At 63.1% G+C, this 25,118-nt stretch carries 22 protein-coding genes; 18 read left to right on the top strand and 4 right to left on the bottom strand.

Features of this window, described 5'->3' with window-relative positions:
• The 8 genes from tgt to LSO07_RS27995 all read left to right on the top strand — a co-directional run bounded on the left by tgt (position 1) and on the right by LSO07_RS27995 (position 7,341).
• Positions 1–1,140: a tRNA guanosine(34) transglycosylase Tgt gene (tgt, locus tag LSO07_RS28030; RefSeq protein ID WP_034745502.1), complete on the top strand. Its 1,140-nt coding sequence runs from the start codon at positions 1–3 to the stop codon at positions 1,138–1,140.
• Between the two features lie 196 nt (positions 1,141–1,336).
• On the top strand, positions 1,337–1,669 hold the full coding sequence (gene yajC / locus LSO07_RS28025) for a preprotein translocase subunit YajC (RefSeq protein WP_034778948.1): 333 nt from the start codon (positions 1,337–1,339) through the stop codon (positions 1,667–1,669).
• Positions 1,670–1,766: 97 nt separating this feature from the next.
• Entirely contained in the window at positions 1,767–3,632 is a 1,866-nt protein-coding gene (gene secD, locus LSO07_RS28020; RefSeq protein WP_034778946.1) for a protein translocase subunit SecD, read from the top strand.
• A 90-nt stretch (positions 3,633–3,722) separates the two neighbouring features.
• Entirely contained in the window at positions 3,723–4,745 is a 1,023-nt protein-coding gene (secF, locus tag LSO07_RS28015; RefSeq protein ID WP_034778943.1) for a protein translocase subunit SecF, read from the top strand.
• A 74-nt stretch (positions 4,746–4,819) separates the two neighbouring features.
• Positions 4,820–5,569, top strand: coding sequence for a hypothetical protein (locus LSO07_RS28010; RefSeq protein ID WP_151097453.1), 750 nt, complete (start codon positions 4,820–4,822; stop codon positions 5,567–5,569).
• Positions 5,566–6,267, top strand: a complete 702-nt coding sequence (locus LSO07_RS28005) for a helix-turn-helix transcriptional regulator (RefSeq protein WP_070254786.1) — start codon at positions 5,566–5,568, stop codon at positions 6,265–6,267. The genes LSO07_RS28010 and LSO07_RS28005 overlap by 4 nt, the downstream gene beginning before the upstream one ends.
• 74 nt (positions 6,268–6,341) lie before the next feature.
• The gene (locus LSO07_RS28000; protein ID WP_151097450.1) at positions 6,342–6,977 is read left to right on the top strand and encodes a glutathione S-transferase family protein; all 636 of its coding nucleotides are present in this window, start codon (positions 6,342–6,344) and stop codon (positions 6,975–6,977) included.
• A gap of 196 nt (positions 6,978–7,173) precedes the next feature.
• Positions 7,174–7,341: a hypothetical protein gene (locus LSO07_RS27995; protein WP_162835749.1), complete on the top strand. Its 168-nt coding sequence runs from the start codon at positions 7,174–7,176 to the stop codon at positions 7,339–7,341.
• A gap of 4 nt (positions 7,342–7,345) precedes the next feature.
• Here LSO07_RS27995 and LSO07_RS27990 read toward each other — a convergent pair whose 3' ends face one another.
• From LSO07_RS27990 to LSO07_RS27980, 3 genes are all read right to left on the bottom strand, one after another.
• Positions 7,346–8,194 carry an HDOD domain-containing protein gene (locus tag LSO07_RS27990; RefSeq protein ID WP_070254782.1) on the bottom strand — a complete coding sequence of 283 codons (849 nt, stop codon included), beginning with the start codon at positions 8,192–8,194 and terminating at the stop codon, positions 7,346–7,348.
• A gap of 291 nt (positions 8,195–8,485) precedes the next feature.
• Positions 8,486–8,770, bottom strand: a complete 285-nt coding sequence (locus LSO07_RS27985) for a hypothetical protein (protein ID WP_034778933.1) — start codon at positions 8,768–8,770, stop codon at positions 8,486–8,488.
• A gap of 45 nt (positions 8,771–8,815) precedes the next feature.
• Positions 8,816–9,250: a MarR family transcriptional regulator gene (locus LSO07_RS27980; protein ID WP_191909774.1), complete on the bottom strand. Its 435-nt coding sequence runs from the start codon at positions 9,248–9,250 to the stop codon at positions 8,816–8,818.
• 131 nt (positions 9,251–9,381) lie between these two features.
• On the opposite strand from LSO07_RS27980, the gene LSO07_RS27975 reads away from it, so the two are divergent.
• The 10 genes from LSO07_RS27975 to LSO07_RS27930 all read left to right on the top strand — a co-directional run bounded on the left by LSO07_RS27975 (position 9,382) and on the right by LSO07_RS27930 (position 24,360).
• On the top strand, positions 9,382–10,326 hold the full coding sequence (locus tag LSO07_RS27975; protein WP_099389242.1) for a GlxA family transcriptional regulator: 945 nt from the start codon (positions 9,382–9,384) through the stop codon (positions 10,324–10,326).
• A 140-nt stretch (positions 10,327–10,466) separates the two neighbouring features.
• Positions 10,467–11,708 carry an acetylornithine/succinylornithine family transaminase gene (gene astC, locus LSO07_RS27970; RefSeq protein WP_151097447.1) on the top strand — a complete coding sequence of 414 codons (1,242 nt, stop codon included), beginning with the start codon at positions 10,467–10,469 and terminating at the stop codon, positions 11,706–11,708.
• 94 nt (positions 11,709–11,802) lie between these two features.
• Positions 11,803–12,834: an arginine N-succinyltransferase gene (locus LSO07_RS27965; RefSeq protein WP_034778925.1), complete on the top strand. Its 1,032-nt coding sequence runs from the start codon at positions 11,803–11,805 to the stop codon at positions 12,832–12,834.
• A gap of 13 nt (positions 12,835–12,847) precedes the next feature.
• Positions 12,848–13,900 carry an arginine N-succinyltransferase gene (gene astA, locus LSO07_RS27960; RefSeq protein WP_070254776.1) on the top strand — a complete coding sequence of 351 codons (1,053 nt, stop codon included), beginning with the start codon at positions 12,848–12,850 and terminating at the stop codon, positions 13,898–13,900.
• Entirely contained in the window at positions 13,893–15,389 is a 1,497-nt protein-coding gene (gene astD / locus LSO07_RS27955; RefSeq protein WP_151097444.1) for a succinylglutamate-semialdehyde dehydrogenase, read from the top strand. Before astA ends, astD begins: the two co-directional genes overlap by 8 nt.
• A 20-nt stretch (positions 15,390–15,409) precedes the next feature.
• A complete protein-coding gene (gene astB, locus LSO07_RS27950) occupies positions 15,410–16,750 on the top strand; it encodes an N-succinylarginine dihydrolase (protein WP_034778921.1) in 1,341 nt (446 codons plus the stop codon).
• A gap of 148 nt (positions 16,751–16,898) precedes the next feature.
• Positions 16,899–21,626: an NAD-glutamate dehydrogenase domain-containing protein gene (locus LSO07_RS27945; protein ID WP_151097442.1), complete on the top strand. Its 4,728-nt coding sequence runs from the start codon at positions 16,899–16,901 to the stop codon at positions 21,624–21,626.
• Positions 21,626–22,639 carry a succinylglutamate desuccinylase gene (locus tag LSO07_RS27940; RefSeq protein WP_151097439.1) on the top strand — a complete coding sequence of 338 codons (1,014 nt, stop codon included), beginning with the start codon at positions 21,626–21,628 and terminating at the stop codon, positions 22,637–22,639. The genes LSO07_RS27945 and LSO07_RS27940 overlap by 1 nt, the downstream gene beginning before the upstream one ends.
• A gap of 149 nt (positions 22,640–22,788) precedes the next feature.
• Positions 22,789–23,751: a DUF2167 domain-containing protein gene (locus tag LSO07_RS27935; protein WP_099389328.1), complete on the top strand. Its 963-nt coding sequence runs from the start codon at positions 22,789–22,791 to the stop codon at positions 23,749–23,751.
• A 99-nt stretch (positions 23,752–23,850) separates the two neighbouring features.
• Positions 23,851–24,360 carry a DUF1993 domain-containing protein gene (locus tag LSO07_RS27930; protein ID WP_070254768.1) on the top strand — a complete coding sequence of 170 codons (510 nt, stop codon included), beginning with the start codon at positions 23,851–23,853 and terminating at the stop codon, positions 24,358–24,360.
• Between the two features lie 109 nt (positions 24,361–24,469).
• Here LSO07_RS27930 and LSO07_RS27925 read toward each other — a convergent pair whose 3' ends face one another.
• Positions 24,470–25,030, bottom strand: coding sequence for a glycine zipper 2TM domain-containing protein (locus LSO07_RS27925; RefSeq protein WP_034778914.1), 561 nt, complete (start codon positions 25,028–25,030; stop codon positions 24,470–24,472).
• Between the last annotated feature and the right edge of the window lie 88 nt (positions 25,031–25,118).

Here is a 25,118-nt window from a genome sequence, read left to right as displayed (position 1 = left end):
ATGCTGGAATTTACATTACTCAAGACCGACACGAGCGGCCTGACCAAGGCACGCCGTGGCACCTTGAAACTCAACCATGGCGTCGTGCAGACGCCGATCTTCATGCCAGTGGGCACTTACGGCTCCGTAAAAGCCATGTCGCCGCTGGAACTCAACGAGATCGACGCGCAGATCATCCTGGGCAACACGTTTCACCTGTGGTTGCGTCCTGGCAACACCGTCATGGAGAAATTCGGCGGCTTGCACGGTTTCATGGGCTGGAACAAGCCGATCCTGACGGATTCGGGCGGCTTCCAGGTGTTTTCGCTGGGCGCCATGCGCAAGATCACGGAAGAGGGCGTGCACTTCAATTCGCCCATCAACGGCGATAAACTGTTCCTCTCGCCGGAAGTGTCGATGCAGGTGCAGCGCGTGCTGAATTCCGACATCGTCATGCAGTTCGACGAATGCACGCCGTACGAAATCCAGGGCCGCCCGGCCACCATCGAGGAAGCGGCCAAGTCCATGCGCATGTCGCTGCGCTGGGCGCAGCGCTCGAAGGACGAGTTCCACCGTGGTGAAAACCCGAATGCGCTGTTCGGCATCGTGCAGGGCGGCATGTTCGAGATGCTGCGCGACGAGTCGCTGGCCAAGCTGGAAGAGATCGATTTCCCCGGCATCGCCATCGGCGGCCTGTCCGTCGGCGAGCCGAAGGAAGACATGATGCGCATGCTGGCCCACGTGGGTCCGCGCCTGCCGGCCAACAAGCCGCATTACCTGATGGGCGTGGGCACGCCGGAAGACCTGGTGGCGGGCGTGTCGAACGGTATCGACATGTTCGATTGCGTCATGCCGACGCGTAACGCCCGCAATGGCTGGCTGTTCACCCGTTTTGGCGACATCAAGATCAAGAACGCCAAGTACAAGGAAGACCAGGCGCCGCTCGACGAGACCTGCAGCTGCTACGCCTGCCGCAATTTCTCGCGTGCCTACCTGCACCATTTGCACCGCTCCAAGGAAATCCTCGGCGCGCGCCTCAATACCATCCACAACCTGCATTATTATCTGGACTTGATGCGCCAGATGCGCGAGGCGCTGGACGAAGACCGTTTCCACGCGTTTACCTTGCAATTCCATGCGGAACGCGCACGCGGAACTTAAGAAAAGCTTAGCTTGATGGCTGGCGGCAGCATGGCCGGAAGTTTTGTGTATTGGTGCTTGGACTGGGGCGATAAAGCATTGCATAATGCTTTTTTAGCCCCATTTAAAGTTGCCATGGCTGCAATTCGGGTTATGACGTATAGCCAATGCTAGAATACAGCGCTATTTTTTCAAACTGATTAGAACTGGAGTCACCGTGTTTTTCATTTCCAACGCTTATGCGCAAGCCCCAACCGAAGCCCTGGGCCTCGGCGGCAACCTGACCAGCTTCCTGCCGCTGGTATTGATGTTCGTGGTCATGTATTTCCTGATGATCCGCCCACAGCAAAAACGCGCCAAAGAACAACGGGCGATGATGGACGCGCTGGCCAAGGGTGACGAAGTCGTCACCGCCGGCGGCATGCTGGGCCGTGTTGTCAAGGTAGTGGACGCTTACGTCACCATCGAAGTGGCGACCGGCACCGAAGTCACGGTGCAAAAGAGCTCCATTACCACCTTGCTGCCTAAAGGCACCCTGAAGGCACTGTAATTCCTCGCTGTCATTGCTTCGGCAATGATAGACCCGGGGCGGCTATCGGCCGCCCCTCGGGACGCCTCCGACGCTCAACACTGAACGCTGAATCACTATGAATCGCTATCCTGCCTGGAAATACATCATCATCGTCGTCGCCTTATTGCTGGGCGCACTCTATACGGCGCCCAATTATTTCGGTGAATCACCGGCGCTGCAAGTAACCAGCGGCAAGTCGACCGTCAAAGTGACGGGCGATCTGATGACGCAAGTCGAGCAAATATTGACGAAAGAGAACGTCAAGTCGGAAGGTGTCACCATGGATGGCGCCGGCAACCTGGCCTCCGTGCGCGTGCGTTTTGCCGATCCCGATACCCAGTTCAAGGCAAAGCTGGTGCTGGAAAAGGATCTCAATCCTGATTCCACCGATCCTGCGTTCATCGTGACGGTCAATCTGCAAGCCAATACGCCGATGTGGATGCAGAAATTGCATGCCTTGCCCATGTTCCTGGGCCTGGACTTGCGCGGTGGCGTGCACTTCCTCATGCAGGTCGATGCGAAAGCCGTACTGAACAAGAAAGTCCAGGGCGTCCAGTCCGCCGCGCGTAGCGTGTTGCGCGACAAGAATATCCGCCACGCCGGCATCGAGCGCGTGGGCGACAGCGTGCAGATCAACTTCCGCGACGCGGAAACACGCCTGAAGGCAAAGAATGTATTGTCCGACCAGATGACGGAGCTGGCGTTCGCCGATGCGGGCGAAGGCAGCGACCTGAAACTGAACATCACCCTGAAGCCGGCGGCCCTGAAGGCAACCATCGACGAAGGCGTGAAGCAAAATATTTCCACCCTGTCCAAGCGCGTCAACGAGCTGGGCGTGGCCGAGCCGCTGATCCAGCAGCAAGGTCCTGACCGCATCGTGGTGCAATTGCCTGGCGTGCAGGACGTGGCCCGCGCAAAAGCCATCATCGGCCGCACGGCTACCCTGGAAGTGCGCCTGGTCGATGAAACCATCGTGCCTGGCACCGAACTGTCGAGCGCTATTCCATTCAACTCGGAACTGTTTACGGTTGGCAAGGGTGTTCCTGTCGTGCTGGCGAAAGACGTGATCCTGACGGGCGACTATATTTCCAGCGCCACGGCCAGCTTCGACCAGAACCAGCAAGCGGCCGTGTCGATCGACCTGAACGGCGACGGCGGCCGCAAGATGCGCGAAGCGACGCGCGAACGCGTGGGCAAGCGCATGGCCATCGTGCTGTTTGAAAAGGGCAAGCCGGAAGTGCTGTCGGTCGCCACCATCCAGCAGGAACTCGGTTCGCGCTTCCAGATCACCGGCATGGGCGGCGCGGAAAACGCGAATGAACTGGCGCTGCTGCTGCGCTCGGGCGCCCTGTCCGCACCGATGACCGTCATCGAAGAACGCACGATCGGACCGCAGCTGGGCGCGGAAAACATCGCCAAGGGCTTCCACTCGACCTTGTACGGCTTCATCGCCATCGCCATCTTCATGATCGCCTACTACATGCTGTTCGGCGCCTTCAGCGTGCTGGCCCTGGCCGCCAACCTGCTGTTGCTGATCGGCTTGCTGTCGATGATCCAGGTGACCCTGACACTGCCAGGTATCGCCGCGATCGCGCTGGCGCTGGGTATGGCGATTGACGCCAACGTGCTGATCAATGAACGTATCCGCGAAGAGCTGCGTGCTGGCAATACGCCGCAAGCGGCGATCGCTGCCGGTTTCGACCGCGCCTGGGCCACGATCCTCGACTCGAACGTGACCACCCTGATCGTCGGCCTGGCACTGCTGGCCTTCGGCAGCGGCCCGGTGCGCGGCTTCGCTGTTGTGCATTGCCTGGGTATTCTGACCTCGATGTTCTCCTCCGTGTTCGTGTCGCGCGGCGTGGTCAACCTCTGGTATGGCCGCAAGAAAAAGCTGACGACCTTGTCGATCGGCACGGTGTGGGTGCCGGGCACCAGCAAATAAGCGACGGCCCAGCCTTACCCAATAGCGTCAACAGCGATAGCGTCCGGTGGCATAGCCGCCGGACGCACAGAATAGAACTCAGAGGATTTCATGGAATTTTTCCGGATTAAAAAAGATATTCCCTTCATGCGCCATGCGTTGATTTTCAACGTGATTTCGGCGGTGACCTTCCTTGCCGCCGTCTTCTTCCTGGTGCACAAGGGCTTGCACCTGTCCGTGGAATTCAAGGGCGGCACCCTGATGGAGGTGAAGTACCCGAAGGCGGCCAACCTTGAAGGCATACGCGGCACCCTGATCGGCATGGGCTACGAAGAGCCGGGCGTGACCAGCTTCGATACGGCGCGCGACGTGATGATCCGCCTGCCGGTGGAAAATGGCGTCAGCGCCGCGAACACCTCGCAGCGCGTGTTTGAAGCCTTGTGCAAGGCCGAGCAAGGTACGACCAAGGGCATCGATACCGTCACCGAAAAGGGTGAACACGTCATCAAGAGCGCCTGCATGGACGCGGCCGGCAGCGAAGCGGTCGTCTTGCAGAAAGTCGAATTCGTCGGCCCGCAAGTGGGCGAGGAACTGGCGCAGAATGGCTTGAACGCGCTGGTGATGGTGATTCTGGGCGTGATGATCTACCTGGCCATCCGCTTCGAGTGGAAATACGCTGTCTCGGCCATTATCGCCAACTTGCATGACGTGGTGATCATCCTGGGCTTCTTCGCCTTCTTCCAGTGGGAATTCTCGCTGACGGTACTGGCGGCGATCCTGGCGGTGCTCGGCTACTCGGTCAACGAATCGGTGGTGATCTTTGACCGTATCCGCGAAAACTTCCGCAAGCAGCGCAAGGCAACCGTGCATGAAGTGATCGACAGCGCGATCACCAGCACCATTTCGCGTACCATCATCACCCACGGTTCCACCCAGATGATGGTGCTGTCGATGCTGGTCTTCGGCGGCCAGACCCTGCACCATTTCGCACTGGCGCTGACCATCGGTATCTGCTTCGGTATTTACTCGTCCGTGTTCGTCGCGGCCTCGATCGCCATGTGGCTGGGCGTCAAGCGCGAAGACTTGATCAAGCCGGTCAAGGAAAAAGACGAAACCGACGGCGCCGTGGTGTAAGAGCAGGTTTTTTTGCAGGTCGAATGAAGAACGATCACCGTTTGCGGTGGTCGTTTTTTTTATGGCGGATGATGATGAAGCGTTTTTTATGGGCAGGTGTGATGGCGGGCGTGACGGCGTTGGCCGGCGCCGCCGATTTCAGCCGCGGTGGCAGTGACAGCATCGCCATGCGCGGCCCGATTGCCGAGGGCGACGTGGACAAGCTGCGGCTGTTGGCCGCTCCGGGTATGACGCTGTTGCGCGTGAATAGCGACGCCGGCGATCCGCTGGCGGCGATGCAGCTGGGTCGCCTGGTGAGCCAGCTGCAACTCGATATCGCCATCGACACCGTGTGCGCCGGCAGCTGCGCGCTGTATGTCTTCCCGGCCGCGCGCCGCAAGCACATTCCGGCCGATGCCGTGCTGGCGCTGCAGGAATCGGCCTTCCTGCGCGCGCAGGCGAACCGGGCGAGCATGCGGCGCAGCCTGGTTGAAGCGGGCGTGGCGACCGAAGACCTGGACAGCGAAACGGCCGTGCTGGCGGCCCAGTTGGCGCAGACGGCGGCGCTGGAGGCGGCATTTTCCGCGGAGCTGGGCATTGTCCCCGCCTTTTACCGCGACTTCCGGCAGGTGGCAACGCAGGCCGATAGCGTGCGCCTGCGCTTTCCCGACCAGGAGGCGGCCGTCTACTGGTGGCCGGCCGCCGCCCGGCTGCAGCGCTGCTACGGCATCGCCGGCGTGGACGAGGGGACGCGCGCGACGCGCCTGGCGCTCGATGGCTATCTGTACGTGCCGGCCCTGTCGGCCCTCGTCATGGGCGACCAGGGCTTGCAGGCCTGTCCATGAGCCGCAGCGGCCGTCTGTTCCTGTTGATGGACGCCATGCGCGCCAGGCGCGTGCCCGTCACGGCTGCCCAGCTGGCGCAGCAGCTGGGTGTTTCCGAGCGCACGATCTACCGCGATATCCAGACCCTGGCCGAACTGGGCGCGCCCTTGCAGGGCGAAGCCGGCATCGGCTACGTGCTGCGCCGCGGCGCCTTCCTGCCGCCGCTGATGTTCGGCGCCGATGAACTGGAAGCGCTGGTGCTGGGCGCGCGCTGGGTGCGCCGGCAGGGCGATGCGGGCCTGGCGCAGGCGGCCAGCAATGCCCTGGCCAAGATCGCGGCCGCCTCGCCGCGCGATTTGCGCGACAGCATGGCCGAGACCAGCTTGTGGGTGCCGCTGGGGCGTCCCGCCGACGGCACGCAGCCGGCCGACCGCTACGTGCAGCCCGTGCGCGAGGCGATCCGCTACGAACAGAAGCTCACGCTTGCCTATCAGGATGAGCATGGCAGTGCCACCTCGCGCACGGTGTGGCCGTTTGCCCTGGCCTTTTTCGAAGGCAAGCGCCTGCTGGCTGCCTGGTGCGAGTTGCGCGGCGACTACCGGCATTTCCGCATCGACCGCATCGCCAGCGTGCAGCAGCATGAGGAGCGCTATCCCACGCGGCGCCACGTGCTGCTGGAGGCCTGGCGCAAGGCGCATGATATCGATCCTGAATCCTGATTTGCGCTCCTGACAAAAACTGTCAGTGCCTGGGCCTACGATGGTGGCTTCTTCACTCACCGGAGTCATCCATCATGCGTCTGTACCACCACCCCATGTCCTCGAATGCCCGCCGTGCCCTGATGACGGCGATCCACCTCGGCTTGCCTCTGGAACTGGCGGAAGTCGACCTGATGAATGCGGACGACCGCCGCCGCCTGGCCGAGCTGAACCCGAACGGCAAGGTGCCCGTGCTGGCCGATGGCGCTTTCCTGCTGTGGGAATCGTGCGCCATCATGCAATACCTGGCCGAGCAGGTGCCGGGCCAGACGATTTATCCGCAGGCGCCGCAGGCGCCGCAAGCCCGCGCCGACGTCAACCGCTGGCTGTTCTGGGCCGCGCAGCATTTCGCGCCTGCCATCAGCGTGCTGGCCTGGGAACGGGCCTGGAAAGGCATGACGGGCAATGGTCCGGCGGACCCGCTGGAAGAGGCGCGCGGCGAGCGCGACCTGCATGAATGCGCCGTGGTGCTGGATGCGCATCTGGCGGGGCGCAGCTGGGTCAGCGGAGACGATGTGACCCTGGCCGATTTTGCCGTGGCCGCGCCGCTGATGTACAGCGAGGCCGTGCGGCTGCCGCTGGCGCAGTACCAGCACATCCAGGCGTGGTTTGCCCGCGTGCGGCAGTTGCGCGCCTGGCAGGAAACGGAGGTGGAGCTGTTGCCGGGCTAATGTGCGCGTTAAGTGTGCCAGCGCACGGAGCCGGCATGGCGCACCGCTTAAGATAGGGCTGTCTCTTTCAGGACATCCCTAGCTTTGGACTTTACCCGCTTTCGAGCGGGTTTTTTTTGTCCGGCGTTGGAAGGTGGCTTGATAATTTGATACTTGCTGCACATATGGGGCCTATCCCACTGCCAGCAGGTAAGTCATGTTCATGCCACGCCATCCGCAACCCCTGTTGAGTACCAAGGCGGTTGCCACGCAAGTCGCCCAGCAAAAGCAGGGAACGCCGGCCATGGACAAGCATGTGCTGATCGTCGATACGCCCAAGCCGGCGGCGCCTCCGCCAGCGAGCAAGAAGAAGCCTGCAGGCTAGTTACTTAGTGCACCAGCACCTTCAGCAATGACTGCACTTCATCGTCCGATTCTTCCATGATGCTCGACAAGGTCGCATCGTCGCCGATCACGCAATCGATGCTGCCGGCAGCCCGGGCGGCGCGCACGGCGATGGCGGCCGGGCTTTCGTTGAGGGGCGAAGAGACGGGCGCCAGGTCATTCGCCAGCAGCAGGGTGTCGCCCAGCGATTCGGGCGGGATGGCGCGCAGACCTTCCCACAGCGCATCGATGGCCCCCATCACCGCTTCCGGCACCTTCAGTTTGGTCAGGACGCCATGGCCGATGGCCTGTTCGCCATGTTCGACCCAGTCCTCCGGTTCGCCGTCGAGGATGCCGGGGAATTCGGCCGCGCGCGACAGCAGATAAAACCCGCCCACTTCATGCATGATGCCGGCAAACAGGGCCGTATCAGGGTCCACCCTGGTGACGCGGCGGGCCAGCACTTGCGATAGGGCCGCCACGTGGGCCGTATGTTCCCACAGCTGGTTGGCCTTCGCTTGCAGCACGGGATCGGTAATGGTGCTGCCCAGCTGGCGCACGATCAGCGATGCCACCACCGACTGCAGGGTGCGTACGCCGAGCCGCTGCACGGCGTTGCGCACGCTGGTGATTTCATTGCCGGAACGGTTGAACGCCACGGAATTGGCGATAGCCACCGTGCGCGCGGCCAGCAGCGGGTCGGCCTGCACCAGCTTGGCGGCGGCCTCGATATGGCAGTCGGGATCGGCCAGCGCCTCTTGCAGCTTGAGCGAAGCGTCCACATTGGCAGGAAAGGTCAGCTCGCCACGAGCGGCTTGTGCGGCGATGCTTTTAAAGGCGTCGAGTCTGTTCATTGAAAAAATTATACTCGCAATATTTCCGTGCGGAACTTTTTAACCGTGATCTTTTCGCAAACAGCCGAGCAAAAGGCAAGCAAAGCCCCGTAAACGGAAAAAGGCATGCTCCTATATGGGTGGCATGCCTTTTTTCTAACGACAGCGTTCGTCACGGCGCTGGACAGGACCATCGCGAGCGGATGGGATTTGTGGCGCGAGAAGCGCAACCGTACTTTAGTACGGGGGCGCCGAGCCGGTGAGCATCGCCGGCCGCAAAGCGCACCGCGCAGCAGGTACTGTCAAGTGCTACTACAGGGATTCGCTGAAGATGGCGTCGCAGCCTTCAACGAGTTCATCGCTGTCTTCCAGCTCATCCGTCAAGCCCAGGTCGAACAATTCCTCGACGGCGTTCATGAAGCTGTTGTGCTTGGTGGCGCCGATCAGGCGGTAGATTTCACCGTCTTCGTTGCGCACGCCGATGATCAGTTTTTCCTGGCGCACCAGTTCCGGCGTGCTGGCGTTGAGCAGCAGGTTGCCGATGATGTGTTTATCGAAATGAGCGGGTTTTTTGCCTTCGAGCAGTGAGGTTTTCAACTTGGTTTCCTTTGTCTTGTTTGAATGTCTGTGCTTGGTGAATGGTCAGCCGTGGCCGTTGGCGATGGCGTGTTTCAAGCCCGCCAGGGTGGTTTCCAGCCGCATGAAATCGTCTTCGGTATAGCCGTCGAACAGGCGCTGGCCCTGCCTTGTCAGCTTGGGGAACACGTCCTGGAACATCTGTTCACCCTCGCAGCTCAGGCGCACGTAATAGGAACGCTTGTCGCGTGGACAACGTTCGCGTATCACCAGCCCCTTCTGTTCCAGCCGGTCCACCACGCCCGTCAAGGTACCCTTGGTAATCAGGGTTTTCTGGCCCAGTTCCTTGTAGGACATGCCGCAGGTGTTGCCGAGCGTGGCAATGATGTCGAATTGCGCATGCGTCAAGCCGTACTGGCGCACGAAGTCGCTAGAAAACCGCTCGAAGCCTTGCATGCATTCGGCCAGCAGCCGGATACTTTTTAAATATCGTTCACCCATGGGGGTGATTATATCCTTCCGCCCCGCTTTTTTCCGCCGCGTCAGGATGCGTCCTTGCATGAGGGGCTGGAGGGGGCGGAAGTCCGGTATCATGTGGGCAACTCAGCCCTTGCCCCTGGCCCGCCTCGCCGATGTCCTTCGCTAATCTTTCCCGTATCGGCCTCGACAAACCGCTGCGTTTGCTGCTGGTCCATGCCGGCGATGCCGAGTCGATCACCTGGTCCGGCCTGGTGCAGCCGCTGCGCCTGTGCGCGCGGGCGCTGGGGCCGGACGCCCTGCAACTGGAGGTGCGCACGCCGGAACAGGTGGCTGCGCAGGGCGGCAACTGGCATATCGCGCTGCTGGTGGCAGATGAAACGGAAGTGCCGCTGCGCGCCGAGCTGTGCCGGGCCGTGATCGAGCGCTGCCGCTCGGCGCCATTCTGGGGCGGCGTGGGCGCGGCCGTGCTGTGGCTGGCCGACGCGGGCGTCATGGATGGCGTGCGCATCGCCTTGCCGTGGGCCCTGTACGCGGATGCGGAAGCCAAGGCGGAACGGGCCATCCTGACGCCGCACCTGTTCGACATCGACGGCCCGCACATCACGTGTTGCGGCGGGGCTGCCAGCATCGACTTTTCGCTGACCCTGATCGAAACCATCTTTGGCGCCGACGTGCAGGCGCTCGTCAAGGAAGCGTTGTGCGTGGACAAGGTGCGCGGCAAGGAAGAGCGCCAGCGCGTGGCCCTGCAGGCGCGCTTCGGCGTGCTGCAGCCGAAATTGTCCGAAGCGGTGACCTTGATGGAGGCCAATATCGAGGAACCGCTGTCGACCGACGACATTGCCAGCCTGGTGGGCCTGTCACGGCGCCAGCTCGAGCGGCTGTTCAAGCAATACCTGGGCAGCCTGCCGTCGCGTTACTACCTGGAATTGCGCCTGCAGCGCTCACGGCAACTATTGCTCGATACACATTATTCCATCGTGCAAGTAGGCCTGATGTGCGGCTTTTCTTCCGGCTCGCACTTTTCCACGGCCTTTGGCACCCTGTTTGGCAATACCCCGCGCGAAGAGCGGCAAAGAAAGCTCATGCCCCCGGCTTGATTCAGGCAAGCCCGTCGGTGATGAATTGTGAAAATCCTTGTCGCAGATTCAAAAGAGTTTTAGCATCCCGCTTTTTATAATGCAGTACACACGTAGCTGTCGTAGCTGCGGAGTACCTAACATATTGATGGGGAAATGCTATGAATGCCAAGCTTGATTCGACCGTAACGGCTCGTCCAGTCACCCGGGAAACCTTTGACCAGGTCCTCGTTCCTACCTACGCTCCCGCTGCCATGGTACCCGTGCGCGGTTCCGGACTGGACCTGTGGGACCAGTCAGGCAAGCATTACCTCGATTTCACCTCCGGCATCGCCGTCAACAGCCTGGGCCACTGCCATCCGGCCCTGGTCGACGTGCTGACCAAGCAAATCAATAATTTGTGGCATTTGGGCAACGGCTATACCAACGAGCCTGTCCTGCGCCTGGCGCTGGCCCTGACGGAAGCGACCTTCGCCGACCGCGCCTTCTTCTGCAACTCGGGTGCGGAAGCCAACGAAGCGGCCCTGAAACTGGCGCGCAAGTACGCCCACACCAAGTTTGGCGCGCACAAGTCGCGCATCATCTCGTGCTTCAGCTCCTTCCACGGCCGTACCCTGTTTACGGTCTCCGTCGGCGGCCAGGCCAAGTACACGGAAGGCTTTGAGCCGCTGCCGCCATCGATCGACCATATCGCCTACAACGACATCGAAGCGGCGCGCGCCGCCATCGGCGATGACGTGTGCGCCGTGATCGTCGAGCCGGTACAAGGCGAAGGCGGCGTCGTGCCGGGCAATCCGGAATTCCTCAAGGAATTGCGCGCCCTGTGCGACAAGACGGGCGCCCTGTTGATTTTCGACGAAGTCCAGTGCGGCATGGGTCGCACTGGCGCGTTGTTCGCCTACATGGGCTACGGCGTCACGCCGGACATCCTGACGGCCGCCAAGGCGTTGGGCAACGGCTACCCGATCGGCGCGATGCTGACCACGAATGAACTGGCGCAGACCCTGGCCGTCGGCACCCACGGCACCACCTACGGCGGCAACCCGCTGGCCGCCACCGTGGCCTTGACCGTGCTGGAAACGATCAACACGCCGGCGTTCCTGGCGCGTGTGAAAGAAGCGAGCGTCAACACCATCGCCATGCTGCAAGGCTTGATCACGGATTACCCGCAAGTGTTCTCCGTCGTGCGCGGCAGCGGTTTGCTGCTGGGCCTGGTAGTCACCGATGCCTACAAAGGCCGCGCGAAAGACATCCAGAAAGCGGCCGAAGCGCAAGGCTTGATGGTGCTGATCGCCGGCATGGACGTGGTGCGCCTGGCGCCGGCCCTGATCGTCTCGGACGAGCAGATTGCCGAAGCGGGCCGTCTGCTGCGCGTGGCCATCGATGGCATGCTGAAAGCCTGAGGCTAGCCTCGCTCCCTGTTTGATCACCGGCCCGCCGCTTTGCTGCGGGCCGGCTTGGTTCTACCCCAGCATCGTCAGCATTGAAGGAGTACCCATGTATGTTGTCCGTCCGGTAGAAATTGCGGATATTGCAGCCCTCGAAGCGCTGGCCGCGGTAACCATGCCGGGTGTCCATACCCTGCCGAAGACGCGCGAAAAAATCGCCGCCTCCGTCGAGCGCTCCATCGCCTCGTTTGCCGCCCATGTCGACATCCCCAGCGAAGAGTCGTATCTCTTCGTGCTTGAATCCCTGCTCGACAAGAGCATCGCCGGCACGGCCGCCATCTTTGCCTCGGCCGGCTCGAACGGCACCTATTTTTCCTTCCGCAACGACGTCATCCAGCAAGTCTCGCGCGACCTGAATATCAGCCACAGCGTGCATGCGCTGACCCTGTGTTCCGAGTTGACGGCGTACTCGCAGCTGTCCGGTTTCTATGTGCGCAACATGGAGCAGGCGGGCCTGGAAGCGGCCCTGCTGTCGCGCGCGCGGCTGCTGTTCGCCGTGCTGGCGCCGCACCGCTTCGGCGACCGCTTCTTCGTGCCGCTGGCCGGCATCACGGACGCCAACGGCCAGTCGCCGTTCTGGGATGCGCTGGGCCGCAAGTTCTTCCAGATGGATTTCCTCGATGCCGAAAAAGTCATCGGCGGTGCGCGCAACCGCACCCTGATCGTCGAACTGATGCCGCACTACCCTGTCTACGTGCCGCTGCTGCCCGGCGATGCGCAGGCGGCCATGGGCCAGATCCACCCGAGCGGCGAACTGGCTTTCAATTTGCTGACGGAAGAAGGTTTTGAAGCCGACGATTACATCGACATCTTCGATGGCGGCCCGATCCTGCAGGCGCACAAGCATGCGCTGCGTTCGTTTACGGGTTCGCTCACGCGCCGCGTCGTCGCTGGCGTCACGCCCAGCCGCACGGGCCTGAAAGTCAATTATGCGGTCGCTTCCGGCGCCGAGCGCAATTTCCGCGCCGTCACCTTTGCCTGCGATGCGCTCGAAGCGCAGGACAGCGTCGGCTTGCCGGCCGATCTGCTCGAGGCGCTGGCCGTGGCCGAAGGCGACAGCGTCATTTGCGTGCGTATCTAAGGGAGTTAATTTTATGCTAGTAGTACGTGCCATCAACGCCAATGACCTCGATGCCCTGTATGGCCTGGCCAGCCAGGTCGGCACCGGCATGACCACCCTCAAGCCGGACATGAAAATGCTGGGCGACCGCCTGGCCATCGCCTGCGCCTCGTTCGCCGAAACCATTCCGCCCGAAAAGCGCGACTACATGTTCGTCATGGAGGATACGGATACGGGCCGCCTGGCCGGCGTGTGCGCCATCAAGGGCGCCGTGGGCCTGGAAGAGCCGTTCTATAACTACCGCATCGGCACCCTGGTCCATTCCAGCCGCGAGCTCGATGTGTTTACGCGCATGGAGACGCTGTACCTGTCGAACGACCTGACGGGCAGCACGGAACTGTGCTCGCTGTTTTTGCATCCCGATTACCGCAGCGGCAACAACGGCAAGCTGCTGTCGAAAAGCCGTTTCCTGTTCATCGCCCAGTTCCCGCAGCTGTTCACGGAAAAGCTGATTGCGGAAATGCGCGGCTACCAGGCGCCGGACGGCAGTTCGCCGTTCTACGAAGGCCTGGGCCGCCACTTCTTCAAGATGGATTTCCACCACGTCGACGACTTGACGAGCCTCGGTAAAAAATCGTTCATCGCCGAACTGATGCCGCGCCAGCCCATGTACGTGGCCTACCTGCCAGACGAGGCGCAGGAAGTCATCGGCAAGGTGCATCTGAGCACGGCGCCCGCGCGCCGCCTGCTGGAACAGGAAGGCTTGCACTTCGAAGGCTATGTCGACATTTTCGACGCCGGTCCCGTGCTGCAGGCGCGCGTGTCTGAACTGCGCGCCATGCGCGACAGCATGCCGGCCGTGCTCGACGCCGAGGCTGCGCCTGAAGTGTGCGGCGACGTTGCCCAGGCCGAGCCTTACCTGGTGTCGAACACCGACCTGAAAGATTTCCGCATGATCGTCACCAGCGCCAATCCGCACAGCGGCAAGATCGCGCTCGATGACGATGAACTGCATCTGCTGCGCTGCCATCACGGCGACACCGTGCGCACCTTGTCACTCAACCCGAGGAAGCATCCCCATGTCTAAATCGTCGAACCTTAATTCATCTACCGCAGCATCGAATTTCATCAACGGCGCCTGGCTGCCAGGCACGGGCCGTGAACTGGTCACCATCGATCCGTCGAACGGCAAGCAGACCTGGGCCAGCCTGGAAGCGACGGAGCGGGAAGTCGAACAGGCTTGCCAGGCCGCCCGCGCCGCCTTTGAAGCGTGGGCCGACACACCCGTCGACGAACGCATCGCCATCTGCGTGCGCTTTCGCGAACTGCTGAAGGAACATGCGGAAGCGCTGGCGCTGCTGATCTCGGAAGAAGTGGGCAAGCCGTTGTGGGAGTCGCGCACGGAAGTGGCCACCATGGCCAACAAGATCGATATCTCGGTGCAGTCGTACAACGCGCGCACGGGCATCACGCAAAGCAAGATCGCCGATGGCGACGCCGTGCTGCGCCACCGTCCGCATGGCGTGTTCGGCGTCTTCGGCCCGTACAATTTCCCTGGCCACCTGCCGAATGGCCATATCGTGCCGGCCCTGATCGCCGGTAACACCATCGTCTTCAAGCCCAGCGAGTATGCGCCGCGCACGGCCATCAAAACCGTGCAGCTGTGGCAGCAGGCCGGCTTGCCAAATGGCGTGCTCAACCTCGTCAACGGCGGGCGCGACACGGGCGTGGCGCTGGGCGCCAATCCCCACCTCGACGGCGTGCTGTTTACGGGTTCCTGCCAGACGGGCATCAGCCTGCACCGTCAGTTCGGCGGCCAGCCGGGCAAGATGCTGGCGCTGGAAATGGGCGGCAACAATGCCCTGGTCGTATGGGACGTCAAGGATGTCGACGCGGCCGTGCACCACGCGATCTTCTCCGCCTTTGTCTCGGCCGGCCAGCGCTGCACGTGCGCGCGCCGCCTGGTGGTGCAGGACAATGCTGCGGGGTCTGCCTTCGTCGCGCGCCTGGTGGAAGTAGCCGCGAAACTGGGCATCGGCGCCTCCGACGCGCAGCCGCAGCCCTTCATGGGTCCCGTGGTATCGAGTGCCGTGGCCGCGCGCCTGGTGCAGGCGCAGGCGGACATGGTCGCCAAGGGCGGCGCCACCTTGCTGCAGATGCGCCAGCTCAATCCGCAGGCGGGTTTTGTGACGGCAGGTATCGTCGACGTTACCAACGCTGTTGGCATCCCCGACGAAGAATGGTTCGGCCCTCTGCTGCAGGTGATCCGCGTGGCCGATTTCGATGCGGCCCTGAAGGTCGCCAACGCCACCGAATTTGGCCTGGCCGCGGCGCTCCTGTCGGACGATCCGGCCTTGTGGCAAACGTTCCAGACGCGCGCGCGCGCCGGCATCATCAACTGGAACCGTCCGACCACGGGCGCGGCCAGCACGGCGCCGTTCGGCGGCATCGGCAAGTCGGGCAACCACCGTCCGAGCGCCTATTACGCGGCCGATTACTGCGCCTATCCGGTCGCCTCGATCGAGAACAGCGCGCTGGAAATGCCGGCCAAGCTGTCGCCCGGCCTGAGTTTTTAAATTTTAAGGACATGCCTTCCATGCACAGCACGCGCGAATACAATTTTGACGGCCTGGTCGGGCCATCGCATAACTATGCCGGACTCTCGTTCGGCAACGTGGCCTCGTTCAGCAATGTGAAAAGCGCTTCGAATCCGAAGCAGGCCGCCTTGCAGGGCCTGGCCAAGATGCGCGCCCTGGCCGCGCGCGGCTTTGCGCAAGCCTTGCTGCCGCCGCAGGACCGGCCGAATTTCCGCCTGCTGCGCGCTATCGGTTTCACGGGCACGGACGCCGAAGTGCTGGCGCGCGCCTACAAGGAGTCGCCCGTGATCCTGGCCTGCGCGTATTCCGCCTCGCCCATGTGGACGGCGAACGCCGCCACGGTCAGCCCGTCGGCGGACACGCAGGATGGCCGCGTGCATTTCACGGCCGCCAATCTGAATAACAAGCTGCACCGCGCCTTCGAGCACGCGCAGTCGGCGCGCAGCCTGCGCGCCATTTTCAGCGACGACAAGCACTTCGCCGTGCACGATGCGCTGCCGTCGACGCCGGCCTTTGGCGACGAGGGCGCGGCCAACCACACGCGTTTGGGCGCAAGCCACGGCGCGCCATCCGTTGAATTGTTCGTGTATGGTCGGGTGGAGTTCGATCCTTCCGCGCCATCGCCGAAGCGCTACCCGGCGCGCCAGACCCTGGAAGCGTCGCAAGCCGTGGCGCGCCTGCATGGCCTCGATGCGAAACGCGCCGTGTACGTGCAGCAGAACCCGGACGTGATCGACCAGGGCGTGTTCCATAACGACGTCATCGCCGTCGGCAATGGCAATGTGCTGTTCTATCACGAGCAGGCGTTTGCCGATGAAGAGGCAAGCCTGTCGCAGCTGCGCCGCGCCGTCGCCGCCACGGGCGCGCAACTGGATGCGCTGCGCGTGGACACGGGCCAGGTGCCGATCCAGGATGCGGTGACCAGCTATCTGTTCAACAGCCAGCTGCTGACGAAAGAGGGCGGCAAGATGGCGCTGGTGATACCGCAGGAATGCCAGGAAAACCGCGCCGTGTCGCGCTACCTGGAAGGCCTGGTGGCCAGCGGTGGACCCATCGATGAACTGATACATTTCGACCTGCGCCAGAGCATGCGCAACGGCGGCGGGCCCGCCTGCCTGCGTTTGCGCGTGGCCCTGACGGAAACCGAGGCGCGCGCCATGCACCAGGGCGTGATCATGACGGAAACGCTGTACCATCGGCTGGTGCAGTGGGTGGAAAAACACTACCGCGACCATCTGGAACCGGGCGACCTGGCCGATCCGCAACTGGCGCTGGAAGTGCATGCGGCGCTTGAAGAATTGACGATCATCCTCAACTTACCTGGATTGTACGACTTGTAGGCGATAGAAAAACACACAGAAAATCCGAGACAGACTATCCGCAACACAGAATTGGACGGGCGACCCCCGTCTCTTGACACCGCTGCCGCCCAGCCACAAGCCCGAACGACAGCGTTGGACATTCACATTACCGTAATGGAGATGCAAGATGAATCACACGCCACAAGATTTGCGTACACAAACGCTGGAGTTGATTAACGCGGCTGGCAATGCAGGCAAGGCGGCAGCGCCTGTCGTGCAGCTGGTGCAGGCATGGCTCGACTCGCTCGACGCCGAAGACCTGGCCGATATCGCGCCCGACAGCCTGGCACCGGTGCTGGTTGACGGCTTCACGCAAGCGGCCAAGCGCACCGGCAGCGGCTGCCAGATCGCCACCCTGCGTTATGCGGATGGCCGTGGCGGCATGGCGAGCGCCTTGCTGATCCTGAACGAAGACATGCCTTACCTGGTCGACTCCATCGTCATGGCCATGCGCCGCCAGCACCTGGCAGTGCGCGGCGTGATGAACACCGTGCTGCCCGTGCGCCGCGCCGCTGACGGCAGCGTCGAAGCGGTGCGCCAGCCGGGCGACCCGCTTGAATCGTATGTGCTGGTGCTGCTCGACGAAGAGCTGGCGCCGGAAGCCCTGGCTGCGCTGGTCGCCGCCCTGGAGACGGTCGCGCGTGACGCCGCGGTGGTGCGCCGCGATAGCGCCGCCATGAGCGAGCGCCTGGCCGCTGTCGCCACGACTGCCGCCCAGCATGGCGAAGAAGGCGCGGAAGTTGCCGCCTTCCTGGAATGGGCACGCAGCGGCGGCTTTGAAGTGTTCGGCTACGCCTACTACCGCGTCAAGCCGGGCGTGCGCGAACTCGAACGCGACATCCCGAGCCGCGTCGGCGTGCTGCAGGATACGGCGCACCCCGTCTACGGCACCTGCCTGGCGAATATCCCGGGCGACTTCGATACCCTGGCCAAGCGCGACTCGGCGCTGTCCATCGTCAAGGCCGACGTGGCAGGCACTTTGCACCGCGACCAGCAGCTGGACTTCATCGGCGTGCGCGACATGGATGCGAAAGGCGCGATCCTGGGCGAGCATTGCTTCGTCGGCCTGTTCACCCGCGCCGGCAATTCCACTCCGCTGGCGGCACTGCCGTTTGCGCGCGGCCGCGTGGCCAAGGTACTGAGCCTGGCCGGCGTGCGCCAGCAAGGCTTCCGTGCCGAGAAATTCCGCGAAATCCTCGAATCCCTGCCGCGCACGGAAGCGCTGGAAGCGGACCTCGACTGGCTGGCGCAAGTGTGCGGCGCCGTCGTCTCGCTGTACAAGCAGCCGCGCACCAAGGTCTTCGCGCGCCGCGACGTGTACGCGCGCCACCTGAATGTACTGGTCTATCTGCCGCGCGAGCGCTACAGCGCCAGCGTGGCATCGAGCCTGGCAAAGGCCCTGCAAGCCAGTTCCGGCGCCACGCATGTGAGCACACAGACCCTGGTGGCCGACGGCCCGCTGGCGCGCGTCTACCTGATCGCCCACGCCGCGCGCTACCCGCTGGACCTGGAAACGGACATCGAACAGCCGCTCCTGAGCGTGCTCGATGGCTGGCATAACGGCTTTGCCGCCGTGGCCGACGCCGTGCCCGACGTGGCCCTGCGCACCAGCCTGCGTAAACTCTGCGCTACCTTGCCGCTCGATTACGTGGCCGCCACCGCGCCAGCCGTCGCCTTCCGCGACCTCGACACCATCCTGCGCAACACCGATCCGGCGCACGTGGCCGTGCGCATCGAAACGGGCGCCGTTACCACCATCCGTTTGTACTCGGCCAACAAGGTACCGCCGCTGTCGACCATCCTGCCGGCCCTGCACAATGCGGGCGTGGCGATCGACCGCGAACAGGCGTATTCGGTTTCGCTGTCCGACGGCACGCGCTATTTCGTCACCAGCCTGACGGTCGATGCCGCCAGCGCGGCGAAACTGGCGCAGCCATCCGTCGTCGCCGTGGCGCAGGAACTGTTTGCGGCCCTGTTCAACGACACGGCCGAAGATGGCCGCCTGAATGGCCTCGTCATCGAAGGCGGCTTGTCGACGCGCGAAGTGCAACTGGTGCGCGCCTACACCAGCTACTGGCGCCAGACGGGCAGCCGCTTCTCGGTGCGCTACATTGCCGAAAGCCTGCGCAAGCAGCCGGCCCAGGTCAAGGCCCTGGTCGAAGCCTTCCTGCAGCGCTTCGATCCAGCGCTGTCCGACGCGCAGCACGCGGCCGCCCTGGAAAGCATCGCCGCCATCAAGGCCGGCCTGCCCTCCGTGAACCATGCCGATACCGAGGAAATCCTCGGCGCGCTGGCCGACCTGATGGCCGCCACCCTGCGCACCAGCTACTTCCAGAACAATCAAGCCGGCGACAAGATCATCTTCAAGTTCGACACCAGCAGCCTGGCGCTGGTGCCGGAACCGCGTCCTTACCGCGAGATTTTCGTCTTCTCGCGCCGCTTTGAAGGCGTGCACCTGCGCGGCGGCCCTGTCGCCCGTGGCGGCTTGCGCTGGTCCGACCGCATGGAAGACTACCGCACCGAAGTACTGGGCCTCGTCAAGGCCCAGATGGTCAAAAACGCCGTCATCGTGCCGGCCGGGGCGAAGGGTGGTTTTGTCTGCAAGATGATGCCGAAGGACGCCGTGCGCGAAACCATCGCGGCTGAAGGCGAAGCCGTCTACCGCCTGTTCATTTCCAGCCTGCTGGAAGTGACGGACAACCGCTCGTTGGGCAATATCGTCCCGCCAGTCGATACCGTGTGCTTCGATGAAGCCGATCCCTACCTGGTGGTCGCTGCCGACAAGGGCACGGCCACGTTCTCGGACATCGCCAACGGCATCGCCGTGCAGCGCGGTTTCTGGCTCGGCGACGCGTTCGCCTCGGGCGGCTCGAACGGCTACGACCACAAGAAGCTGGGCATCACCGCCAAGGGCGCATTCGAAGCCGTGAAGCGCCACTTCTATGAAATGGACCACGACCTCAATACCACCCCGATCACCATGGTCGGCGTGGGCGACATGTCGGGCGACGTGTTCGGCAACGGCGTATTGCTGTCGCGCCAGCTGAAACTGGTGGCCGCATTCGACCACCGCCACATCTTCCTTGACCCGACACCGGACGTCGCCGTCTCGTTCGAAGAACGCGCACGCCTGTTCGCCTTGCCGCGCTCCTCGTGGGACGACTACAACAAGGACTTGATCTCGGCAGGCGGCGGCGTGTATCCGCGTTCAAGCCGCACCATCGAGCTGTCGCCGCAGATCCGTGCCGCGCTCGATATTCAAGAGACCTCGCTGGCGCCGGAAGAACTGATGCACCGCATCCTGAAGTCGCCCGTGGACCTGTTCTACAACGGCGGCATCGGCACCTACATCAAGGCTTCGACGGAGACGCACGCGCAAGTGAAGGACCGCGCGAATGACCATATCCGCGTCAGCGGCAATGAGCTGCGCGTGAAGGTCGTGGCCGAAGGGGGGAATCTGGGTGCGACGCAGGCCGGCCGCATCGAATTCGCGCTGGCGGGCGGACGCATCTTCACCGATGCGATCGACAACTCGGCCGGCGTGGATTGCTCGGACCATGAAGTGAACGTGAAAATCTGGCTGGACGTGGAAGTCAATGCGGGCAAGCTGACGGAAGAGGAACGCAATCGCGAGCTGTATGCGATGACGGACGACGTCGAGCGCCTGGTCTTGCGCGACAACACGCAGCAGACGCATTTGCTGGTACGCGAGTTGCAGGCGCAAAGCGAAAGCGCCGTGCAGGATGGCTATGCCGCACTGATCGCCAGCCTGGAAGAAGAGGGCGCCCTGTCGCGCGAGCTGGAGCAGCTGCCATCGGTGGCCGAACTGGCACGCCGCAAGCTCGATAACCGTGGCTTGACCACGCCGGAACTGGCGGTGGTGATCGCCAACGTGAAGAACCGCTTCAAGCGCATCCTGTCCGCGCTGCCGTTGACGGATGAAACGTGGGCCGAGCCGGTGCTCAAGCCTTACTTCCCATCCTTGCTGGTGGAAACCCGTTCGGCGCTCGACCACCCGCTGGCCAACGCCATCCTGGCAACCGTGCTGGCCAATGAAGTGATCAACCGCTGCGGTCCGCTGATGATCCGCAACCTGGCGGCGGAGCATGGCGTGGACGAATCGGTCGTGATCCTGGCCTGGGGCCAAGCCTGGGTGGCGCTGAACCTGGCGCCCGTGTTCGACGCGCTCGACGCCGATGCGCTGACGGTGCCGCGCGACGTGTCGATCAAGGTCGACGCGCAAACGCGCGTGCTGCAGCAAACGATGATCGCCGGTGTCCTGTCCGTGCCGGCCGAGCAATTGCGCGGCGCCGGCCTGGCCGAACTCACGCGCCTGTTTGGTGCGGAATCGAAGCGCGAGCTGCTGGAAGCCGTCGGCATCAAGTCGGAAGCAGCGCTGGTGCCGGGCCTGACGCCGGCCTTCGTCCAGGCGTGGGATGCGGTCGATGCGCTGGAAGTCGTCGCCGGCTTCCTGTTCCCGGCCCTGTCCGTGCCGCGTCCTGCGGCGATGGACCTGGCCGCCTTCCTGCAAGTGGGCCTGGCCCTGCGCAGCCAGGCGGGCATCGACACCCTGGAACGTGGCCTGAAGCTGGCCGCGCAAGGCAAGTCGCAGGAACAGTTGCGCAACTACGCGCAGCAAGCCCTGCGCCGCACGCAACAGCGTCTGCTGACGCAGGTGCTGGCGCGCGCCGAGCAAGGCAATGCCGGCCAGGCCGTCGATGCCGTGACGGGCGCGCTGGGCTTGTCGGCCTATGTGGCGGCGACGGAACTGGAGCAAGCCATGCTGGACGTGTGGACCTTGTCGGAAGCCGTGAATAAAATCACGGCGGAATCCACAGCGGAAGCGGCGGTGTAATGACGCAAGAAGTACGACAAGCTGGACAGGGCGCTGGCGGCTTGCCGCCGGCCGTGCAGGCGCTGGCGCAGGCCGATTTCAGCGGCGTGGCGCAGTTGTTCGCCAACGCCGGTTTCACGGTGGCCTTGCCGGCGCCCGGCATGCTGCAGGTCGTCAAGCCGGGAGAAGGGCGCGCCAGCGTGGCCGTCTCGGTGGGCGTGCATGGCGACGAAACGGGGCCGATCGAAGTGCTGGCGCATCTGCTCGACGCGCTGTCGCGCGATGCATCGACGCTGGCCGTCGACCTGCTTGTCTGTGTGGGCAATGTCGATGCGATCCGGGCCGGCAAGCGTTTCATCGACGCCGACCTGAATCGCATGTTCCGCCCCGTGCGGGGGAGCCTGGCGCAAGCGGCGGAAAGCGCGCGCGCCGATGAAATGATCGCCGCCACGGCAGCGTTCTTTGAAGCGGCCGGTCCCGTGCGCTGGCACCTGGATTTGCACACGGCCATCCGGCCTTCCGTGTACCCCACGTTTGCCATCGTGCCCGACCTGGTGGCCGACGACGCCAAGGCGCAGCTGATATCCTGGCTGGGCCAGGCGGCCATCGGCGCCATCATCATGAACCCGCAATCGGCCGGCACCTACAGTTATTACTCGGCCGAGCATTTCGGCGCGGCCGCCAGCACGGTGGAACTGGGCCGCGTGGGCACCCTGGGGCAGAACGATCTGTCCCTGTTCGACGACGTGTCGCGGGCGCTGGACGGCTTGCTGCGCGGCTTGCCTGCGCAACCGGTCAAGGCAGCGCCGCACGTGTTCAAGGTGGCGCAGGAAATCATCAAGCACAGCGATGAGTTCCGCATGGCTTTTGACCGCAGCACACAAAATTTCACGTCCCTGCCGCAGCATGCCGTGATCGCCAGCGATGGCGAGCAGGTGTACACGGTGCAGCATGCGGAAGAACTGGTGGTGTTTCCGAACCCGGACGTGCGCGTGGGCTTGCGCGCGGGGCTGATGGTGGTGCGCGTCTCTTGATTGTCCAGTAATCGTCTAGCCTCACAGGCGCCAGCCGGGGAAACCCGCCTGGCGCTTTTTTCATGGGAAAAATGCCGCACGGAAATAATTATCCATTAGGCAATCAGTTGATTTAAAATATTTACCCTTTGCAATTTTTTGGACCGATCATGTTGAAACGCCTGCTGACAGCCCTGCTGTGCCTGACCCTTTCCAGCCTGACGGCTGCCGCCCCCGCCGAAGAGAAGGCAGCCGCACCGGAAATGACGGCCGAGCAATTCCTTGCCCAGTTGCACCTGCAGCGCGGCAAGATCACCTTGCCAGGCGGCATCGCCACCCTGGATTTGCCCGCCAGCTTCCGTTATTTGTCGCCGGCGGACGCCGAGCGCGTGCTGGTCGATGCCTGGGGTAATCCGCCAGGTATGGAATCGCTGGGCATGATCGTGCCTGCCAAGACCAGCGTGCTCGAGCGCGACAGCTGGGGCGTGGTGGTGACGTATGAAAAGGAAGGGCATATCAAGGATGACGATGCGGACAGCATCAAGTACGACGAATTGCTCAAGGATATGCAGGCGTCCGTGCTGGAAAACAATGCGGAGCGCAAGAAGCAGGGGTATCCCGGCATCCATCTGATGGGATGGGCGGAAAAACCCAGCTATGCCAAGGATACGCACAAGCTGTACTGGGCCAAGGATTTGATGGTCGATGGCGGCGAGCATTCGCTGAACTACAATGTGCGCGTGCTGGGCCGCGAAGGCGTGCTGAATCTGAACGCGATTGCCAGCATGCAGCAGATCGAGGCGATCAAGAAAGAGATGCAGCAAGTGACGGCGTTCACGGAATTTACCGACGGTAACCGCTACACGGATTTCGACAGCAAGACGGACAAGGTGGCTGAATATGGCCTGGCGGCGCTGGTGGCCGGCGGCGTGGCCAGCAAGCTGGGCTTGTTTGGCAAGCTGCTGGCGCTGCTGCTGGCCTTCAAGAAAGTGTTGCTGCTGGCGCTGGTGGGCGGCGGCGCGGCCATCGTCAAGTTTTTGGGCGGCAAGCGCAAGGAAAAGCAGGCGCCGCAGGCCGAACCCGCGGAACAGCCCGGCCATGCGCCGGATGGCAAGGTGAATCTGGAAAAGTAGAACGAACTGAGCTGATCCGTGCGTCGGCGCACATGCGCGCGCTGCCGGAAGACGACGCCTCGGGTACACTGGCTCATCGTTCACTATCAGGAGTTCGCCATGTCCGTGTCCATGTATCAGGCAACCATTCCCGTCTTCATCCGCGGCTTGCGGGTCGTTTCGGCCCTGCTGGAAAAAGCGCAAGCCCATGTTGAGGAAGATGGCATCGTGCCCGAGATTCTACTGGGCGCGCAGCTGGCGCCCGACATGCTGGACTTGACGGCGCAGGTGCAGCGCGCCAGCGATACGTCGAAGATGTCGGTCGAACGCCTGAGCGGCGTGCCGGCGCCGAAGTTCGAGGATAACGAGGCATCGTTCGAGCAGCTGCAAGAGCGCATCGCCAACACCATCGCCTATATCGACAGCGTGAATGCGGGCCAGATGGCGGGCAGCGCGCAGAAGGAGGTCGTGCTGAACTGGACGGACGAGGGAACGACATTCTCGGGCGACAATTACCTGCTCAGCTTTGCCTTGCCGAACTTCTATTTCCACGTTTCCATGGTCCACGCCATCCTGAGGAACAATGGCGTGGCCGTGGGCAAGCTCGACTATCTGGGCCCTTACGATTGACAGGCCTGAAAAACCGTCGCGAGCGGCGATGATTTGTGGCCGAGAAGCGCAACTGTGCTGAAGCACAGTGAGCATCTCAGGCCGCAAAGCGCGACGCGCAGCAGGTTTTTTATCGCTGTGGCTGCTGTTGGACCTGGTTCTGCACAGCATTGCCCAGCATGCCGCCGCCGATCACGCCGGCCACCGTCGCCAGTGCCTTGCCGCGGCCGCCACCGACCTGATTGCCGATCAAGCCGCCGATGACGGCGCCCGTGCCGATGCCCACGTAGTTGGGTTGTGCCGGTGCTGGCGCAGGCACTGGCTGCGGCTGGCGCACGGGTTCGCGGTAGGCTGTCTCGCGGTAGCCATCGTCATTGTAGGCAGGACGCGATTGCGCCACTTGCGTATGGTGCACGACGCGCTTGCGCACGACAGGCGCCGGAGCTGGTGCCGGAGCCGCTTGCGCGACGACAGGCGCGGCTACCGGTGCAGTCACGGGAGCAGTCGCGGGCGCTGCCAGGGCAGCGGCGCCGGCTGGCGTCATGGCGGCCACGTCGGCAGGCACGTTCGCCCGCGAATTGGGCAGGATGCCGGCGATGGACGCTGCGCCCACCAGGCACAGGACCGTCACGGAAATGGCGGCGCCGGCCATCAAGGGGTGGATGCGGCTGGCGGTAGTCGTCGTGTTCATGTGTTCTCCTGGGGTGGCACTGCGGGTGTTATTGATGTGTCCAGATTAACGGTCTCCTCGCCGCAAGGCTAGACGGTGCGCTGTATCA

The sequence above is a fragment of the Janthinobacterium sp. PLB04 genome, from assembly GCF_021165895.1.
GTDB lineage: Bacteria > Pseudomonadota > Gammaproteobacteria > Burkholderiales > Burkholderiaceae_D > Janthinobacterium > Janthinobacterium lividum.
This window is presented reverse-complemented; position numbering and strand designations above follow the sequence as displayed.